The organism is Salinispora vitiensis (genome assembly GCF_000378825.1).
GTDB lineage: Bacteria > Actinomycetota > Actinomycetes > Mycobacteriales > Micromonosporaceae > Micromonospora > Micromonospora vitiensis.
On record NZ_KB900388.1, the window covers coordinates 4,246,236 to 4,262,246 of the forward strand.

Here is a 16,011-nt window from a genome sequence, read left to right on the forward strand (position 1 = left end):
CGGTGCGGGAGGATGCGGGGGTGAGTGACGCGGTACGACGCAGCAACCTGCTGGTGGACGAGGCGCTGAAGAAGGCGGCCATCGCCTGGGTCGGCGTCGCCGACGCCCCGGCATCCGCGCTCTGGTGTGTGCCCCTGGCGGGCGCGCTCCTCGTGGTCAGCGGGCCGGGGGAGCAGTCCGCTCCCGGGCTCGCCGATGCGAGGCGGGCGGAGGTCACGCTGCGGGGCGACCACGGCGGCCGGATCGTCACCTGGCCGGCGGAGGTGACCCGGTTGCTGCCCGGAACCGAAGACTGGGAGACCAGCGCGCCGCTGGTTGCGGCGAAGCGGTTGAACGCACCAGGTTCGGCTGCCGACCTCGTGGCCCGCTGGGCGACAGTCGGTTGCGCGCTTAACCGCCTCGTTCCCGCCGGCGATGCACTGGCCGGCCCGGAACTCCCCACCGCTTCGCTGGCCCAGCCACCCCGCTCGGCAGCGGTCGTGCGGGCCGCCCGCAAACCGTTCCGGCTGCACCGCGTCCGGCGGCGCTGACCGCGTCCGGCGGCGCTGACCGCGTCCGGCGGCGCTGACCGCGTCCGGCGGCGCTGACCGCGTCCGGCTGCGCCAGGAACGTGGGCAACTCGTGGGTGGCATGGCGGTCGATACGTGGGACCATTGCTCTTTGTGCCCGCCCTGCCGTACCGGCTGCCATCGGAGCCGCTGACCGGCGGCGCGCTCGCCCTCGCCGTACTCGCCGTGTCGTCCTCCGCGCCGCTGGTAGCCTTCGCCGCCGCACCGGCCCTGGCGATCGCCTTCTGGCGCAACCTGCTCTCGACCGCGGTGCTCAGTCCGGCCACTCTGCTCCTTCGGCGGGCCGAGCTGCGGGCGTTGGCCGCTCCGGCCGGACGACGCGCCGGCCGGTACTGCGTCTTCTCCGGTTTCGCGCTCGCCGCGCACTTCGCCACCTGGATGCCGAGCGCCAAGCTCACCACGGTGGCGGCGGCCACCGCGCTGGTCGCCACCCAACCCGTCTGGCAGGGGTTGATCGCACAGGCCCAGGGGCGGCGACTGCCGAGGGCGGTGTGGGTCGGCGTCGCCGTGGCGGTCGCCGGCGCGGCACTGGCCACCGGAGCCGACTTCGCGCTCTCCGGTCCGGCCTTCCTCGGTGATCTGCTCGCGATTCTCGGCGGAATGTTCGCCGCGGTCTACACGGCCCTAGGGGAGCAGGCCCGTCGCACGGTCAGCACCACCACGTACACCACCGTCTGCTACGGCGTCTGCGCTCTGGTCCTACTCGTGGTCTGTTGGGTCGGTGGGGTGCGGCTGTCCGGCTTCGACACCCGTACCTGGCTCGCGGTGCTGGCCCTGGTGGCCGGTGCCCAGCTGCTTGGTCATTCGATGTTCACCTACGCGCTGCGCCGGGTCTCGGCCACCACGGTCAGTCTGCTGATTCTGTTGGAGGCGCCGGGAGCGGCGCTGATCGGCTGGGTCTGGCTGGGCCAGCTACCGCAGCCGTTGGCGTTGCCGGGCCTGGCGTTGCTGCTGGTGGGCGTCGCAGTGGTGATCCACAGCAGCGCGCGGAGTCATCGCGCCTGACCCTCCCCGGAGCCCTGACTCCCGTCGATGCCGACCGCCTTCGCGCTGGCTGCCCAGAGCTGAGTGGCCGATTCCGGATCAATTGCCTTCTGGGCCGGTTGGCGGAGCCGTAGATCCTGGTAGTAGCCACCGCTGTGGAGTCGTTCCGGGGCCTGGTTGGCGAGCCAGACCAGGGTCTCGGCCCCCTTTTCCGCACGGCGGGCCGGCATCAGGCGCATGGCGAAGGTGATCAGCTTGCTGTCACCGCCGAACCGGGTCCGCACCACGCCCGGGTGGAAGCAGTACGTCGGCAGCTCCGGCCAGCGTCGGGCTGCCTCCGTGGCGAACAGGACATTCGCCTGTTTGCTGGTGCCGTAGGCGCTCATCGCGCGGTACCGGCGCAGCGGCTGGTTGAGATCGTTCGGGTTGAGCGAACCGCTGCGGTGCGCGGTGGACGCGGTCACGACGACCCGGTCGAGCCGGTCTCGCAGGAGGTTGGTCAACAGGAACGGTGCGAGATGGTTGGTCTGAATCGACAGCTCGTAGCCGTCAACAGTGGTTGTTGGCCGAAGCGCGATCGTCCCCGCGTTGTTGGCCAGCACGTCGATCCGGTCGTACGCGGCGCGTAGCTGCTCTGCCAGAGCCCGGACGTCGTCGAGGACGGCGAAGTCCGCGCGGAACACCTCCGGCAGGTCGCCAGCAACCTCCCGGACCTGCTCGGCGGCGGCGTGGAGGCGGGCCGGGTCGCGCCCGACGAGTACCACCTGGTCGCCGCGGCGGGCCAGGTCAACGGCGGCGGCGAGGCCGATGCCGGAGCTGGCTCCGGTCACCACTACCAGTCGACGCCCAGTGAGATCTTCCACAGGTTCATTCACCCCAGTCACGGCACGAGGTTACCGTGACGTCCGCATTACTTGGCATCGTCAAGCCGCCTGTTTGGATCGCCAGGTCTACATGCGTCTAGATGGTTGAGGTGGCGCCGGCCTGTCGCCGGACGCTGGAAGGAGCGCTTATATGACCGCAGTCGGTCGCCCGCGTCGGTCCTGCCTCGCGGTACCGGGTTCCAGCGTCAAGATGTTGGGGAAGGCGCAGGGCCTCCCCGCCGATCAGGTCTTCCTCGATCTGGAGGACGCGGTCGCCCCGCTCGCGAAGCCGGACGCGCGGAAGAACATCGTCGCCGCCCTCAACGAGGGCGACTGGACCGGCAAGACCCGGGTGGTCCGGGTGAACGACCTGACCACCCCATGGACTTACCGGGACGTCATCGACGTGGTCGAGGGCGCTGGCGCCAACCTGGACTGCATCATGCTGCCGAAGGTGCAGGACGCCGGCCAGGTGCAGTGGCTGGATCTCACCCTCACCCAGGTGGAGAAGACCCTGGGCCTCCAGGTCGGGCGGATCGGGATCGAGGCGCAGATCGAGAACGCTGCCGGCCTGGTGAACGTTGATGCGATCGCCGCGGCGTCGCCCCGGGTGGAGACCATTATCTTCGGCCCCGCCGACTTCATGGCATCGATCAACATGAAGTCACTGGCGGTCGGGGCGCTGATTCCGGACTACCCGGGCGATCCCTACCACTACATTCTGATGCGCATCCTGATGGCCGCTCGGATGCATGACAAGCAGGCGATCGACGGCCCGTTCCTGCAGATCCGGGATGTTGCTGGGTTCCGCGACGTGGCCCGGCGGTCGGCCGCGCTCGGCTTCGACGGGAAGTGGGTGCTGCACCCGGGCCAGCTGGAGGCCGCGAACGAGGTCTACTCGCCGGCGCAGGACGACTACGACCACGCCGAGTTGATCCTCGATGCCTACCAGCACTACACCTCCGAGGCGGGCGGGAAGCTCGGCGCGGTGATGCTCGGCGACGAGATGATTGACGAGGCGTCGCGCAAGATGGCGTTGGTGATCGCGGCGAAGGGCCGAGCGGCCGGGATGGTTCGTACCTCTTCCTTCACCCCGCCCGCGCAGTAGCAGGCCCGGCGGTCCGCCGCTTCCGGCCGCCGGGCCTGGCCCCGGTTTCCCGGGGCGGCCCGCTGCGGCCGGTTGGGCTCAGACGGTGCTCCCTCCGATAGCGATCGCGATGAACACTACGTAGAAGGCGATCGCGAGCGCTCCCAGGCCGGTCAGGATCCAGCCGACGATGATCGCGGCCTTCGCCATACCCTCGCCGCTCTCGCCGGTTTCCCGGATCTGCTTCTGCGCGACGTGGCCGAGGATCGCCCCGACCGGCGCGGTGATGCAGAACATCACCCCGACCAGCGACAACACCAGGGCGGGGATGGCCAGACTGTTCGTCTGCGAATGGAGGTAGCCGTAGCCAGGGTGTCCCGGCTGCGGGTACGGGCCCGGCGGGTAAGCGCCCGGCGGGTAGGCGCCCGGGTACGGGCCGGTTGGGGGGTGGGGCACGCCCCCGGCGGGCTGCCCGAACCCGGGCTGCCCGAGCCCGGGCTGCCCGAGCCCGGGTTGGTCGTTGGCTGGGGCGGACGGAGCGGACTGCTGCCCGGGCTGCTGACTGTCGTCCGGTAGCCCGGAAAGGGGTCGAGTCGGGTCCTGCCAGTCGCCGGAGGGGGAAGGGTAGGTCATAGTCTGGTTCTGCTCTCCGTTGGGGTGATGGGTGAGCCGTCAGCGTAGTCAGCCGAATGAAATTCGAGGCACGGTCATCGCGCCGCGTTGCTCGGTCCAGGGCAAACAGGCAGGATTCTGACATGGCGATTGACGCGAGTGCCGGGAGCCGACCGAAACGAGACGCGAGTCGTCGCGGTGTGGCCCGGCGTAGCCGGGCGACGGGCGGCAGCCTGGCCGGGCCCGGTGGGCAGGACGAGCAGGTGCCCCTGCCGGAGCCGGTCACCATGCGGCTGGACGGGCGGGTGGCGTTGGTGACCGGAGCCGGCAGTCCGGACGGTATCGGGTACGCGACCGCGCGTCGCCTCGCCGACCTGGGCGCACGGGTCGCCATCGTCTCCACCACTCGCCGCATCCACGAGCGGGCCGGCGAGCTGGGGGTCACCGGATTCGTGGCTGATCTTACCGACGAGTCGGAGGTCGGTGCGTTGGCGGACGCGGTCACCGAGCAACTCGGTGACGTGGAGGTGTTGGTCAACAACGCCGGCTTGGCGAGTCGGGCCAGCCCCGAGGTACTGCGGCCGGTCGCCCAGCTCAGCTACGAGGAGTGGCGCGGTGAGATCGATCGCAACCTGACCACGGCCTTCCTGTGTAGCCGGGCCTTCATCGGCGGGATGGCCGAGCGGGGCTGGGGCCGGATCGTGAGCTTGGCGGCGACCGCCGGCCCGGTCAACGCCTTGCCGACGGAGGCCGCCTACGCGGCGGCCAAGGCTGGAGTCGTCGGGCTGACCCGGGCGTTGGCGATGGAGATGATTGCGGACGGGGTGACCGTCAACGCGGTGGCCCCGGGGACCATCCACACCGCCGCATCCACGATGGCCGAACTCAAACAAGGACTGGGCACACCCGCGGGTCGGCCGGGCACGCCGGACGAGGTGGCGGCATCCATCGCATTCCTCTGCTCGCCAGCTGCCTCCTACATCACCGGGCAGATGCTGGTCGTGGACGGCGGCAACAGCGTGCGTGAGGCGCAGTTCCGCTGACCCACCGCGCTCACCCGGGGGTCACCACGCCCCTGGGGCCAGGGTGTTCCGACTCAGTACGTGCCGCTGTCGTTGCCGCCGATGGCGGCTAGGACCGCCCATCCGCAGCAGGCCAACAGGCCGAGCGCGGTGAAGATGTAGCTGAGGATCAGACCCGCGGTGGCGAGTTGGCCACCAGACTCGCCGCTGGTACGCAGCTGCCGGCGGGCCAGGTGGCCGAGGACGATGCCCGCAGGTGCGAATACGAAGGCGAAGACCAGGCAGAGGATGGCCAGGACGTTGGTCGCCGAGCTTTTGGGCGGACCATAGAGCTGGTGCTGCTGCCCCCACTGTGGCTGCTGCCCCCACTGTTGTTGCTGCTGTTCCCATTGTTGCTGCTGTTCCCACTGCTGCTGCCCCCACTGGGGCTGGCCGCCCTGCGCCGCACCGTGCTCCGGCGGCTGGTTCGGGTCTGCTCGGTGCGAGGGGGGCGGCTCCGGGCCGGCGGTGGGCTCTTCCCAGGGGGACGCGGGCCGGTCGGGATCCGGTGGATCGGGCGACGGTGGCTGGCTCACGGTTCTCTCCTCCTGCCGAGGTCCCTATGGCCGGACGCTACCCCGGCTGGTGAAACTTTTCACAGCGGTTGGGGGGACTGGTCACCTTGGCGGCACCGCCCGCGCCGCCGATACTGGCCGGGCATTTGGTTACCCCCGAGTAACGCATCGACCCGGAGGCGGACATGGCTCGACTCGCCCAGACACCCGGCCTGACCGACGTGCAACAGTCGATTCTGGAAACCGTCCGGGAGTTCGCGAACAAGGAGATCATCCCGCACGCGCAGCGGTTGGAGCACGCCGACGAGTACCCGGCCGACATCCTGGACGGGATGCGCGAGATGGGGCTGTTCGGCCTGACCATCGGCGAGGAGTACGGCGGTCTGGGCGAGTCGCTGCTGACCTACGCGTTGGTTGTCGAGGAGCTGTCCCGGGGCTGGATGTCGATCTCTGGCATCGTTAACACCCACTTCATCGTGGCGTACCTGATCTCTCAGCACGGCTCGGCCGATCAACGGGCCCGGTTGCTGCCGAAGATGGCGACCGGCGAGGTACGCGGGGCGTTCTCGATGTCCGAGCCGGAGTGTGGCTCCGACGTCTCGGCGATCACCTCGCGGGCGGTCCGGGACGGCGCGGACTACGTCCTCAACGGCCAGAAGATGTGGCTGACCAACGGGGCGTACGCGTCGGTGGTCGCCACCTTGGTCAAGACCGACACCGGCGCCGATTCGGTGTACGGGAACATGAGCACCTTCCTGCTGGAGAAGGAGCCGGGCTTCGGTGAGACCGCTCCGGGCCTCACCATCCCCGGCAAGATCGACAAGATGGGCTACAAGGGGGTCGAGACCACCGAGATGGTCCTCGACGGGGTGACCGTCCCCGAGTCCGCGGTGCTCGGCGGAGCGGAACAGGTCGGTCGCGGTTTCTACCAGATGATGGACGGAATCGAGGTGGGCCGGGTGAATGTGGCGGCCCGGGCCTGCGGCATCTCGATCCGCGCCTTCGAGCTGGCCGCCGCGTACGCCCAGCAGCGCCGTACCTTCGGCCAGCCGCTCGCCACACACCAGGCCATCGCGTTCAAGCTGGCCGAGATGGGGACGAAGATTGAGGCCGCGCACGCGTTGATGGTCAACGCCGCCCGGCTCAAGGACGCCGGTCAGCGCAACGACGTCGAGGCCGGCATGGCCAAGCTACTCGCCTCCGAGTACTGCGCGGAGGTGGTCCAGGAGGCGTTCCGTATCCACGGTGGCTACGGCTACTCCAAGGAGTACGAGATCGAGCGTCTGATGCGGGAGGCCCCGTTCCTGCTCATCGGTGAGGGCACGTCGGAGATCCAGAAGACCATCATCTCCCGTGGTCTGCTCCGGGAGTACCGGCTCTGACGCCGGGGGCCGGTGGGGGCGGCTAGAGCAGGCTGAGCTGCTCGGCGTGCGGCTGGTCGGGTGGCTGGTCGGGGGGCCGCGGGGCGTCCCGGCGAGCGCCGGGATGGAGGCCGTGCCGTCGGGCCGCGATCCGGACCCGGGCGGTCAGCTCCCGCTGGTAAGACTGCGGGGAGTACGCGCCGGCCCCGTACAGCTCACGGTAGCGGGGGACCAGGTGCGGAAAGGCGCGACCGAGCCAGCGGGCATACCAGTCTCGGGCGCCAGCGCGCAGGTGCAGCGCGATCGGGGTCACGCCGGTCGCCCCGGCGCCGGCGACCGCCGCCACGGTCGCTTCGATGGACTCGTCGTCGTCACTGAGCCCGGGCAGGATCGGTGCCATCAGCACCTCGACGGCGAAGCCGGCTTCGGTGAGTTGGCGGACCACGTGTAGCCGGCGGCCGGGGCTCGGCGTGCCCGGTTCGACCGCTCGCCAGAGCCGCTCGTCCACGAAGCCCAGCGAGCAGGCCAGGCTGACCCGGGTCACCTGGGCGGCCTGGCGGAGCAGGGGAAGGTCACGCAGGATGAGGGTGCCCTTGGTGAGGATCGAGAAGGGGTTGGCGAAATCCCGTAGCGCGCTGATGATCTCCGGTAGGAGTTGGTAGCGCCCCTCGGCTCGTTGGTAGCAGTCCACGTTGGTGCCCATCGCGATCTGCCCGCCCCGCCAGCTGGGTGCTGCCAGTTCTCGGCGGAGCAACTCGCCGGCATTGGTTTTGACGATCACTTTGCGGTCGAAGTCGGCACCGGCGTCGAGGCCGAGGTAGGTGTGCGTGTTGCGGGCGAAGCAGTACACGCACGCGTGGCTGCAACCCCGATATGGGTTGATGGTCCACTCGAAGGGGACCCGGGAGGTGCTCGGGACCCGGTTGATGATCGACTTTGCCTGGATCTCATAGAAGGTCATGCCGGCGAAGTCGGGCGTGGGGAAGCTGCGGGCGGTGGCGCCGGTCAGCGCCAGCGGCAGGGGTGGCGTCGCTGGCGCTGACCCGTCGAGGCCGGTCGTGTTCGGATCGGCGACGAGGTTGTCCCAGCGCATGGCTAGTATTCGAACACAAGTACGAACGGGCGGGCAAGTGTTATGGGGGTGTGCCCGCCCGCGGCGGGTCAGTGGGGGTGCTCGGCGAGCTTCTTGCGGACGTCGTCCATGTCCAGCGCCTCGACCTGCTCGATCAGGTTCTCAAGGGCCGACTCGGGTAGCGCGCCGGGCTGGGCGAAGACGATGACGCCGTCGCGGATCGCCATGATCGTTGGGATGGAGCGGATGTCGAACTTTGCACCCAGCTCCTGCTGCGCCGCGGTGTCGACCTTGCCGAAGACGATGTCCGGGTGCTTCTCCGAGGAGCGCTCGTACACCGGGGCGAACCGCTTGCAGGGGCCGCACCAGTCGGCCCAGAAGTCGACCAGCACGATTCCGTCGCCACCGGTCAGCTCGTCGAAGTTCGCCGTGGTCAGCTCAACGGTTGCCATCTAAATCTCTCCGATCGCGTGGAACAGCTACCTCTGGTCGAACCAGGGCGCGTTGCAGGGAATTCCCGGGACCCTGATGGCCGAAACGCCGCCGCCACGGCCCGGTTACGGCGTAGCCAAACGAATCGATGGTTATGGGTGGCGAGCTGGGTGCTGCAATACGCAAGTGCATGTCGCATTTGCGTTACCAACGGTGATGGGAGCGCTCTCATGGCGGGTTGGTGGCGCGGTGTCTACTCTTTGGTAACTTTAGCCATGACAAGGGGCTATTGGATCCACGGTGATCACTTGCATCGGGGGTCTGGATTACGCTGAGTGATGTAACAAAAAGGAAACTGTGACCCCCGTCTCTGTCGGAGTGTGGCCGCCGTGCGGCAGAATCTGTCGCATCAGAGCGTGGGCGGCGGGTGCCGGGGAGGGCCCCGCCGCTCATTGCGTCCGGCCTCAGGTGGCACTGGTGTGACTTTTCCCGACCACCGTCGTCCCCTGGCCCACCTTTACGATCGGTAAGGCATGCTGTGCCGAACTCATCACCGCCCGTCGAAGGGGGATCAGGATGCAGTTCGGCCGCTACTACGAGGATTTCGAGGTTGACGCGGTCTACCGGCACTGGCCGGGCAAGACGGTCACGGAGTACGACGATCATCTCTTCTGCCTGCTCACGATGAACCACCACCCGCTCCATCTGGACGCGCACTACGCCGAGACCGCAAGCCAGTTCAAGCGCAACGTCGTGGTCGGCAACTACGTCTACTCCCTGCTGCTCGGCATGTCGGTGCCCGACGTCAGCGGCAAGGCGATAGCGAACCTGGAGATCGAATCCCTGCGCCACGTCGCCCCGACGTTCCACGGCGACACGATCTATGGCGAGACCACTGTCCTGGACAAGCGGGAGTCCTCGTCGAAGCCGGACCGCGGCGTGGTCGCCGTCGAGACCCGTGGCTACAACCAGGACGGCACGCTGGTGTGTGTGTTCCGGCGCAAGGTCATGGTGCCGAAGAAGGCGTACGCCGAGGCCGCGGCTGCCGACGGGGTGGATCTGGAGCGACCGAGTTTCCCCACGCCGCGCTGACGGCGTTGCCGCGCCGGAGGCTGCGGAAGGCTTCCGGCGTGGCCCACCTTTCGCACTAATGCAGATTTGTCCGGCACTCCTCGTTTTGTTGGCCTTTTCTCGGTAAACGGGGCTTATGCTGGCGCCGGAGGTTCCCATGAGCCACTCCGTCGCCGCCGAGCCGCCCGTCCCTGGCCGCCACGCCGTACCGCCGACCGCTGCTCCCTACTCCGCCGCGGAGTGGGACCTGCTCTCCAGTCTGCCCAGCTGGACCGTCGCCGTCACCGCCACCCAAGCACCGGTGCGGGGGGTCGTCGCTGGGCTGGCCGGCCTCGACGCCGTCGCCGCGGGTCGGTCCTTCGACAGCGATCTGGTTCGCGCGGTGGTGGCCACGATCTACGCCCGGGATGACGGTTCGGCGAGCGCACCGAGGGGTCGGCTCGCCGACGACGCCGAACTACTCGCCGTCGCCCGTGCGGCGGCCCGGCTGCTCGAGCGGCGAGCCGATCCGGCTGACTCGGCCGCCTACCGGCAGTGGGTGCAGTCGGTCGCCGCCCGGGTCTGCCGAGCCGGGCCGAGCCGGGGCGGGCCGGTTGCCCGCAGCGACCGCCGGTTCCTCGATCGGCTCGGGGATGCCCTGGGGTTGGGCTGAGTGGCACGTCCGACTGGCCGTACCCTCTAGGACCCGTGACCGATGAGCAGTTTGAGGTCGGGGTGGGTCCGTGGCAGGGCACCCCGCCGGACGACCCGCGCTACGACCCAGACCTGCTGGCGCACGGTGACCGACGCAACGTCGTTGACCGGTACCGCTACTGGCGACAGGAGGCGGTCGTCGCGGACCTGGACCAGCGGCGGCACGACTTCCACGTGGCGATCGAGAACTGGCAGCACGATCTGAATATCGGCACCGTGGTCCGCAACGCCAACGCGTTCCTCGCCGCCGAGGTCCATATTGTCGGCCGCCGCCGATGGAATCGACGTGGCGCGATGGTGACCGACCGCTACCAACATGTGCGGCACCACGAGACGATCGAGGGCTTCGTCGCCTGGGCGGTGGGTGCCGGGCTCTCGGTAGTGGGCATCGACAACCTGCCGGGTTGTCAACCGCTGGAGACGGCCACGCTGCCCCGGCGGTGCGTGCTGCTCTTTGGCCAGGAGGGCCCGGGCCTGTCGGAACCTGCTCGGGCCGCCTGCGACCAGCTCTTCTCGATTGCCCAGTACGGCTCGACCCGTTCGATCAACGCCGGGGTGGCCAGTGGCATCGCCATGCACGCCTGGATCCGGTCCTACGGCGGCCCAGCTCCGGCCTGAGGCGGTGCCACCCCTCCACTGTGCGGTGTGAGATCACCGACGGATCGAAGCGCGTCGGCCGGTGAAGCTCGGGGATTGTGGCTGCATGCGATAGCCTGGCCGGCGAGTGTGGGGTCGTTGCTCGTGGGTCGTTCAGCGCGGCTTTTCGAGGTTGACGCGCCTTGGGCTCAGGCACGGTGCACCTGCTCCGGAGCATCCGGTGGTCTTGACAAGTCCCCCGGAATGTCGGAGAACGGACACAGTCAAATAACTGTACGGCATCACGCTGATACTCTGAGTGTCGCTGCGGTAATCGGACCCGGCGCCCGCGCGAGAGGATGGCCCGTCATGGTCAAGAAGGTCCTCACCTGGGCCGGTATCGCATTCCTGATCTTCTTCGTGGCCTACCGGCCAAACTCCGCGGCAGACGTCTTCAAGTCGCTTGGCGGCGGTCTCGTGGACATCGCCCAGGGGTTTGGCGAGTTCGTCACCAACATCGTCGCCTAGCCGACGATGGGCAGCCCCTCCGGTCCCCCCTTCGACCCCGACGACCCCGACCGGGAGCGCCGGGAGCGTGACACGGAATCGATCCCCCGGATCGAACCAGAGGACGGATCCGGCTATGGATCCGGTCCACCCCCATTCCCGGGTCCCGGCCCGTTCGACGAGGCGAGGTTGGGCGAGGAGCCCGGGTTCGCCGACGACAGCCGGTCGGGGCGGACCTGGATCCCCGACCCCGAGGGCGACTACCAGCCGCCACAGATCTCCGAGGACGAGATCGCCGGCCTGCGGGCGGACTCCGCCGGCATGGCGCCACGCCGGGTCCTGCCGCTGGAGGATGAGCCCAGTTCCCTCGTCGCCCGCTACCTCTTCCCCACCGAGCGGTACCGGGGTGAGTGGAAGCGGCACTGGATTCACCTCGTCACCCCGCTGCTCATCGGCGTCGTCGCCACCTTCGTGCTGGGGTACCTCTCCGGCTTCCTCGCCGGCCGGGATGTCGGTGGGCTGACCACCGTCGCGGTGCTGGCCTGGTTTGCCGTGATGGGTTGGGTGGCGTGGCGGGTCGCCGACTGGTGGTACGACCGGTTCATCCTGACCAACAAACGGGTGATGGTCGTCAACGGCATCATTACCCGCCAGGTGGCGATGATGCCGTTGGTACGGGTTACCGACATGAAATACGAGCAGACACCAGCCGGGCGAGCGCTCAACTATGGCACCTTCGTCCTCGAGTCCGCCGGGCAGGAACAGGCGCTGCGCGAGATCAAGAACCTGCCCAACCCGAACGAGCTCTACCTGCGTGTCGTCGAGGAGATGTACGAGCCGCAGGCGGTCGAGGCGCGGCTGGGCAAGGAAGCCGACGAGGCGAAGGCCGACGACGGCGCCTGAGGCAACGTCGGAGCCGGCGTGACCAGCGTCCCTTCTGGGTGAGGCGACGTGCCGTCCGCGCCGGCGCCGCTAGGTTGAGCCGGTGGACATCAAGCTCTTCGGTGAGGTCTTCGTAACCCTGCTCGTGATCGTTGACCCGCCGGGCATGATGCCCATCTTTCTGGCGCTGACCGGACCGTTGTCCGCCCGGGACCGGCATCGGGCGGCCTGGCAAGCGGTGGCGCTGGCGCTCGGGGTGATCGCGATCTTCGCGGTGGCGGGCCCGACCCTGCTCGACTACCTGCACGTGGACCTGCCCGCACTGCAGGCCGCCGGTGGCCTGCTGCTCGTACTCGTGGCCCTGGAACTGTTGACCGGCAAAGCGGACGACCCCAGCCAGCAGGCCACCTCGAACATCGCGCTGGTGCCGCTGGGCACCCCGCTGCTCGCCGGTCCCGGCGCGATCGTGGCCACGATGCTCTTCATGCAGCAGGCCGACGGCGCGGCCGACATAACCGCGATCGCCGGCGCGATCGTCGCTGTGTTGCTCGCCGTCTGGGTGGTCCTCCGTTTCTCCGGTGGGATCGTCAAGATCCTGCGTCCGGGTGGGATCGAGGTGCTGACCCGGATCGCCGGGTTGCTGCTGGCGGCGATCGCGGTCCAGCTGATCGCCGACGCGGTGGCCGCCTTCGTCACCCAGTACACGACCGCGGGCTGACTTCTGTCGGGGGCGGATGGCAGGATCGCGGTGTGCGACGAGCTGGCCGACCTTCCACCACCCCGCCGCGACCCCGCGCCGCCGAGCCCGAACAGCTCGGCTTCGAGGGCATGCCGGAGCGGCTCTTCGTCTGCACCCCCAGCAAACTCGGCGCCTACGCGGACTGCCCACGGCGCTACCGCTACACCTACCTGGACCGGCCGGCCCCGCAGAAGGGGCCGCCCTGGGCGCACAATTCACTCGGGGCCAGCCTGCACACCGCGCTGAAAAACTGGTATGCGCTCCCCGTTGACCGGCGGCGGTCGGCGGCGCTGGCGACGCTGCTCAACGGCACTTGGGTGCGCGACGGCTACCGGGATCATGAGCAGGAGCGAGCCGCGTTCCGAAAAGCGCTGGGCTGGCTTGAGGCGTACGTGGCGACGCTTGACCCGGAGACCGAACCGCTGGGGGTGGAGCGGGTGGTCGCGGTGAAGACCGGGGTGCTGGCGTTCAACGGCCGCGCCGACCGGATCGACTCCCGGGTCGGGCCGGCGGGGGCGGAGCTCGCCATCGTGGACTACAAGACCGGCCGGGCTGGGCTGGACGCCGACGACGCCCGCGGCTCACAGGCGCTGGCGCTCTACGCGTACGCGGCGGAGCGGGTCTTTCGCAAACCGTGTCGCCGGGTGGAGCTACACCACCTGCCGACCGGGACCGTCGCCGCGCACGAGCACAGCCCGGAGTCGCTTGCGCGGCAGGTGTCCCGGGCTGAGGAGACCGCCCGGGACATCCTTGCCGGTGAGCGTTCGGTCGCCGCCGGCGGTGACCCGGACCAGGCCTTCCCCACCGCCCCGGGGCCGCGCTGCGGCTGGTGTGACTTCCGGCGGCACTGTCCGGCCGGTGCGCAGACGCCGGGGAAGGACCCGTGGGCCGCCGTGGAGCGGGTGACCGACAGCGCGTGACGGTCCCGCCCCGACCGCCCACGGGTCCGGCGGCGCGTTGCGGCCCCGCGCAACGGCGTGAGCCGGGGCGGTCAGTCGTCGGCGCGGCGGCGGGCCTGGCAGCGGGGGCAGAGGCCCCAGAAGGTCACGTCGGCCTCGTCCACCTCGAAACCGTGGGCGATGTTCGGGTCGAGGCAGGGGGCGTCGCCGACGGCGCAGTCCACGTCGGCGATGTCGCCGCAACCCCGACAGACAACGTGGTGGTGATTGTCGCCAACGCGGGCCTCGTAGCGGCCGGGGCTGCCGGCCGGCTCGATCCGGCGGGACAGCCCAGCCCGGGACAGCGCGCCGAGCACGTCGTAAACCGCCTGGGTGGAGACCGAGGTGAGGCGCTCTCGGACCCGCCGGGCGATCTCGTCCACCTCTAGGTGGCCTCCGGCGGCGAGCACGTCGAGGACAGCGAGGCGGGGACGGGTTACCCGCAGCCCCTTCGACCGGAGCAGCTCCTCACTACTGGGCATGCGTCAATGACAGCACGCGACAACCGAGAGCGACAACCGAGCGGCGAACCGACGGGGTGAACCGAGCGGATCACGACTGCGTGTAGCTCGGGCGCGGGACGTAGGTGGGTGGGTCAGGTGACCGTAGGCTGGCCGTCCCGTGCCGGCAATCACCCGGAGGTGTCCATGTTCAAGGAGTTCATGGGGCTGCCCGCCCACGTTCTTGTGGTACACGCTGTGGTCGTCTTCGTGCCGTTGCTCGCGCTGGTGGCGATCGCCTATGTCGCGTTGCCGCGGTTCCGGCCCCGGATCGACTGGGCGCTCGTCCTGCTGGCGGTGACGGCGCCGGCCACCGCATGGGTCGCGGTGCAGTCCGGCGAGGAGCTGAGTGACCTCTTCACCGCCCGCGGGATACAGGGGCCGATCGTCGACCAGATCGCCGAGCACTCTCGGTACGGCGCCCTGACCTTCCGGTACGTACTGGGGTTGGCGGTCGCCGCCATCGTGCTGCTCGTGGTGACCAGCGGTCGCCCCCGTGCGCCGAAATCGCCGCCCTGGGTGACCCGCGTGCTGTCAGTGGTGGTGGTCGCGTTCGCCGTCGTCAGTCTGATCTACGTCTCGCTCACCGGGCACACCGGCGCCGAGGCGGTCTGGGGGAACACCCTCTGACCCTCAGCGCACCAGCCGGAGGCAGAACGCGCAGCTGAGCGCCAACAGGATCACGGCGACGACCGCCCCGACGCTCCAGGTCAGGTGCTGTGCTCGCTGCTCGGCCCGGTCCAGCGCCGTCAGGTCCTGTCCGGGGAGCTGTCGTGGTGGTGGCGGCTGGACGTGGAGTGGCGGATGCCAGTCGGCCGGCGGCGGGATGGTCGGCGGCGGGCCGGTGTATCCGCCGGGCGGAGTTGTCGGCGGCGGGTCGGGATCGGCGGGCGGTGCGCCGGCCGGGTGGGGCTCGGCGGGCGGTGCGCCGGCCGGGTGGGGCTCGGCGGGCGGTGCGCCGGCCAGGTCGGGCTCGCCGGGCGGAGCACCGACGCCGGGGGGTCGCCAGTAGTCGTCCGCGGAGTTGCCGGGAGTCGTCACGCCCGCTGACGCTACCAAGGGCCGGGCCACCCTGCAGACGCCCTCAGGCGCACCCGGGAACGCGGTCCGGTGGTCGACGTGCATCGTGACCTCGCTGTCTCCTCCGCCGGTCGGGCTAGGGTTAGCTTTGTGAACCACCAGGAGCCGGGAAGATCCGGGGTGCGTGCCGAGGACCGGCCGAGCAAGCGGCGCGATGACGGCTACTCGATGCTGCCGGAGCGGGCCGTTGACGACACCGACCAGGGGTGGGGGGAAGCCACCAGCGGTAGCGACGCCTGGTTGCTCGAGCAACGCCCGCCGCACTGGGACTGAGTACGCGGGTCTGATCGGGTGTCGTAGCCACCGCCTCCGCCGGGCGCGGCCGCTTCCGAGACTCCAGACGGCCACCCTGGTGGGTCGCATTCCGCACCGTGGGTCTGGCCGGCCCTGTCATTGCCGCACCCTGCCCACACCGTCGCGGTGGCGGAGCCAGGGTGGGGTCGTTCTTGTCAAGTCTAGCTATAGTTAA

General features: G+C 69.5%; 21 protein-coding genes and 1 pseudogene. 15 read left to right on the top strand and 7 right to left on the bottom strand.

All coding sequences use genetic code 11. The features are described from left to right. Positions 1-20 precede the first annotated feature (20 nt). Positions 21-530, top strand: coding sequence for a hypothetical protein (locus SALPAC2_RS0120175; protein WP_026184936.1), 510 nt, complete (start codon positions 21-23; stop codon positions 528-530). Positions 531-662: 132 nt separating this feature from the next. Further along, positions 663-1,574: a DMT family transporter gene (locus SALPAC2_RS0120180; protein WP_026184937.1), complete on the top strand. Its 912-nt coding sequence runs from the start codon at positions 663-665 to the stop codon at positions 1,572-1,574. Here the strand turns inward: SALPAC2_RS0120180 and SALPAC2_RS0120185 are convergent. Then, on the bottom strand, positions 1,562-2,416 hold the full coding sequence (locus SALPAC2_RS0120185; protein ID WP_026184938.1) for an SDR family NAD(P)-dependent oxidoreductase: 855 nt from the start codon (positions 2,414-2,416) through the stop codon (positions 1,562-1,564). The two genes, SALPAC2_RS0120180 and SALPAC2_RS0120185, sit on opposite strands and share 13 nt — an antisense overlap. A 151-nt stretch (positions 2,417-2,567) precedes the next feature. On the opposite strand from SALPAC2_RS0120185, the gene SALPAC2_RS0120190 reads away from it, so the two are divergent. Further along, positions 2,568-3,524, top strand: coding sequence for an HpcH/HpaI aldolase/citrate lyase family protein (locus tag SALPAC2_RS0120190; RefSeq protein ID WP_018218439.1), 957 nt, complete (start codon positions 2,568-2,570; stop codon positions 3,522-3,524). Between the two features lie 78 nt (positions 3,525-3,602). Here SALPAC2_RS0120190 and SALPAC2_RS0120195 read toward each other — a convergent pair whose 3' ends face one another. Next, positions 3,603-4,136 carry a DUF4190 domain-containing protein gene (locus SALPAC2_RS0120195; RefSeq protein WP_018218440.1) on the bottom strand — a complete coding sequence of 178 codons (534 nt, stop codon included), beginning with the start codon at positions 4,134-4,136 and terminating at the stop codon, positions 3,603-3,605. Positions 4,137-4,258: 122 nt separating this feature from the next. Here SALPAC2_RS0120195 and SALPAC2_RS0120200 point away from each other — a divergent pair, with 122 nt between their 5' ends. Beyond that, positions 4,259-5,158, top strand: a complete 900-nt coding sequence (locus tag SALPAC2_RS0120200; RefSeq protein WP_033661903.1) for an SDR family NAD(P)-dependent oxidoreductase — start codon at positions 4,259-4,261, stop codon at positions 5,156-5,158. A gap of 53 nt (positions 5,159-5,211) precedes the next feature. On the opposite strand, the gene SALPAC2_RS0120205 is transcribed toward SALPAC2_RS0120200, so the two are convergent. Continuing rightward, complete coding sequence (locus SALPAC2_RS0120205; RefSeq protein WP_018218442.1) at positions 5,212-5,712, bottom strand: DUF4190 domain-containing protein; 501 nt, start codon at positions 5,710-5,712, stop codon at positions 5,212-5,214. Positions 5,713-5,876: 164 nt separating this feature from the next. Between SALPAC2_RS0120205 and SALPAC2_RS0120210 the strand changes: the two genes are divergently transcribed. After that, the gene (locus SALPAC2_RS0120210; RefSeq protein ID WP_018218443.1) at positions 5,877-7,073 is read left to right on the top strand and encodes an acyl-CoA dehydrogenase family protein; all 1,197 of its coding nucleotides are present in this window, start codon (positions 5,877-5,879) and stop codon (positions 7,071-7,073) included. A gap of 22 nt (positions 7,074-7,095) precedes the next feature. Here the strand turns inward: SALPAC2_RS0120210 and SALPAC2_RS0120215 are convergent, their stop codons facing one another. Together SALPAC2_RS0120215 and trxA are read right to left on the bottom strand one after the other, a co-directional pair. Next, positions 7,096-8,145, bottom strand: a complete 1,050-nt coding sequence (locus SALPAC2_RS0120215) for an Rv2578c family radical SAM protein (protein ID WP_018218444.1) — start codon at positions 8,143-8,145, stop codon at positions 7,096-7,098. A 68-nt stretch (positions 8,146-8,213) separates the two neighbouring features. Next, positions 8,214-8,576 (bottom strand): thioredoxin, encoded by a 363-nt coding sequence (trxA, locus tag SALPAC2_RS0120220; protein WP_018218445.1) that lies wholly within the window; start codon positions 8,574-8,576, stop codon positions 8,214-8,216. A gap of 556 nt (positions 8,577-9,132) precedes the next feature. Here trxA and SALPAC2_RS0120225 point away from each other — a divergent pair. The 8 genes and pseudogenes from SALPAC2_RS0120225 to SALPAC2_RS0120255 all read left to right on the top strand — a co-directional run bounded on the left by SALPAC2_RS0120225 (position 9,133) and on the right by SALPAC2_RS0120255 (position 13,944). Then, complete coding sequence (locus SALPAC2_RS0120225; RefSeq protein WP_018218446.1) at positions 9,133-9,648, top strand: MaoC family dehydratase; 516 nt, start codon at positions 9,133-9,135, stop codon at positions 9,646-9,648. A gap of 115 nt (positions 9,649-9,763) precedes the next feature. Further along, the gene (locus SALPAC2_RS0120230) at positions 9,764-10,279 is read left to right on the top strand and encodes a hypothetical protein (protein ID WP_018218447.1); all 516 of its coding nucleotides are present in this window, start codon (positions 9,764-9,766) and stop codon (positions 10,277-10,279) included. A gap of 35 nt (positions 10,280-10,314) precedes the next feature. Beyond that, entirely contained in the window at positions 10,315-10,938 is a 624-nt protein-coding gene (locus SALPAC2_RS0120235) for a TrmH family RNA methyltransferase (protein ID WP_018218448.1), read from the top strand. Positions 10,939-10,956: 18 nt separating this feature from the next. Continuing rightward, a pseudogene (locus SALPAC2_RS28390) lies at positions 10,957-11,073 on the top strand (DUF6758 family protein); the annotation flags it as partial. Between the two features lie 192 nt (positions 11,074-11,265). Then, the gene (locus SALPAC2_RS27615) at positions 11,266-11,424 is read left to right on the top strand and encodes a hypothetical protein (protein WP_018218449.1); all 159 of its coding nucleotides are present in this window, start codon (positions 11,266-11,268) and stop codon (positions 11,422-11,424) included. A 6-nt stretch (positions 11,425-11,430) separates the two neighbouring features. Further along, positions 11,431-12,306, top strand: a complete 876-nt coding sequence (locus tag SALPAC2_RS0120245) for a PH domain-containing protein (RefSeq protein ID WP_018218450.1) — start codon at positions 11,431-11,433, stop codon at positions 12,304-12,306. Positions 12,307-12,388: 82 nt separating this feature from the next. After that, a complete protein-coding gene (locus SALPAC2_RS0120250) occupies positions 12,389-13,003 on the top strand; it encodes a MarC family protein (RefSeq protein ID WP_018218451.1) in 615 nt (204 codons plus the stop codon). Between the two features lie 32 nt (positions 13,004-13,035). Next, positions 13,036-13,944: a RecB family exonuclease gene (locus SALPAC2_RS0120255; protein WP_026184940.1), complete on the top strand. Its 909-nt coding sequence runs from the start codon at positions 13,036-13,038 to the stop codon at positions 13,942-13,944. 71 nt (positions 13,945-14,015) lie between these two features. On the opposite strand, the gene SALPAC2_RS0120260 is transcribed toward SALPAC2_RS0120255, so the two are convergent. Continuing rightward, the gene (locus tag SALPAC2_RS0120260; protein ID WP_018218453.1) at positions 14,016-14,444 is read right to left on the bottom strand and encodes a Fur family transcriptional regulator; all 429 of its coding nucleotides are present in this window, start codon (positions 14,442-14,444) and stop codon (positions 14,016-14,018) included. Between the two features lie 165 nt (positions 14,445-14,609). On the opposite strand from SALPAC2_RS0120260, the gene SALPAC2_RS0120265 reads away from it, so the two are divergent. After that, entirely contained in the window at positions 14,610-15,092 is a 483-nt protein-coding gene (locus tag SALPAC2_RS0120265) for a DUF2231 domain-containing protein (protein ID WP_026184941.1), read from the top strand. A 3-nt stretch (positions 15,093-15,095) separates the two neighbouring features. Here SALPAC2_RS0120265 and SALPAC2_RS0120270 read toward each other — a convergent pair whose 3' ends face one another. Beyond that, positions 15,096-15,503 (bottom strand): hypothetical protein, encoded by a 408-nt coding sequence (locus tag SALPAC2_RS0120270; protein WP_026184942.1) that lies wholly within the window; start codon positions 15,501-15,503, stop codon positions 15,096-15,098. Between the two features lie 129 nt (positions 15,504-15,632). On the opposite strand from SALPAC2_RS0120270, the gene SALPAC2_RS0120275 reads away from it, so the two are divergent. Next, positions 15,633-15,815, top strand: coding sequence for a hypothetical protein (locus SALPAC2_RS0120275; RefSeq protein WP_026184943.1), 183 nt, complete (start codon positions 15,633-15,635; stop codon positions 15,813-15,815). Positions 15,816-16,011: the final 196 nt, after the last annotated feature.

Bases quoted from the DNA above. Each gene is read 5' to 3' on its own strand.
- SALPAC2_RS0120200 (WP_033661903.1), top strand. From the start codon at position 4,259: ATGGCGATTGACGCGAGTGCCGGGAGCCGACCGAAACGAGACGCGAGT.
- SALPAC2_RS0120265 (WP_026184941.1), top strand. From the start codon at position 14,610: ATGTTCAAGGAGTTCATGGGGCTGCCCGCCCACGTTCTTGTGGTACAC.
- SALPAC2_RS0120210 (WP_018218443.1), top strand. From the start codon at position 5,877: ATGGCTCGACTCGCCCAGACACCCGGCCTGACCGACGTGCAACAGTCG.
- SALPAC2_RS0120260 (WP_018218453.1), bottom strand. From the start codon at position 14,444: ATGCCCAGTAGTGAGGAGCTGCTCCGGTCGAAGGGGCTGCGGGTAACC.
- SALPAC2_RS27615 (WP_018218449.1), top strand. From the start codon at position 11,266: ATGGTCAAGAAGGTCCTCACCTGGGCCGGTATCGCATTCCTGATCTTC.
- SALPAC2_RS0120225 (WP_018218446.1), top strand. From the start codon at position 9,133: ATGCAGTTCGGCCGCTACTACGAGGATTTCGAGGTTGACGCGGTCTAC.
- SALPAC2_RS0120245 (WP_018218450.1), top strand. From the start codon at position 11,431: ATGGGCAGCCCCTCCGGTCCCCCCTTCGACCCCGACGACCCCGACCGG.
- SALPAC2_RS0120215 (WP_018218444.1), bottom strand. From the start codon at position 8,145: ATGCGCTGGGACAACCTCGTCGCCGATCCGAACACGACCGGCCTCGAC.
- SALPAC2_RS0120230 (WP_018218447.1), top strand. From the start codon at position 9,764: ATGCTGGCGCCGGAGGTTCCCATGAGCCACTCCGTCGCCGCCGAGCCG.
- trxA (WP_018218445.1), bottom strand. From the start codon at position 8,576: ATGGCAACCGTTGAGCTGACCACGGCGAACTTCGACGAGCTGACCGGT.
- SALPAC2_RS0120195 (WP_018218440.1), bottom strand. From the start codon at position 4,136: ATGACCTACCCTTCCCCCTCCGGCGACTGGCAGGACCCGACTCGACCC.
- SALPAC2_RS0120190 (WP_018218439.1), top strand. From the start codon at position 2,568: ATGACCGCAGTCGGTCGCCCGCGTCGGTCCTGCCTCGCGGTACCGGGT.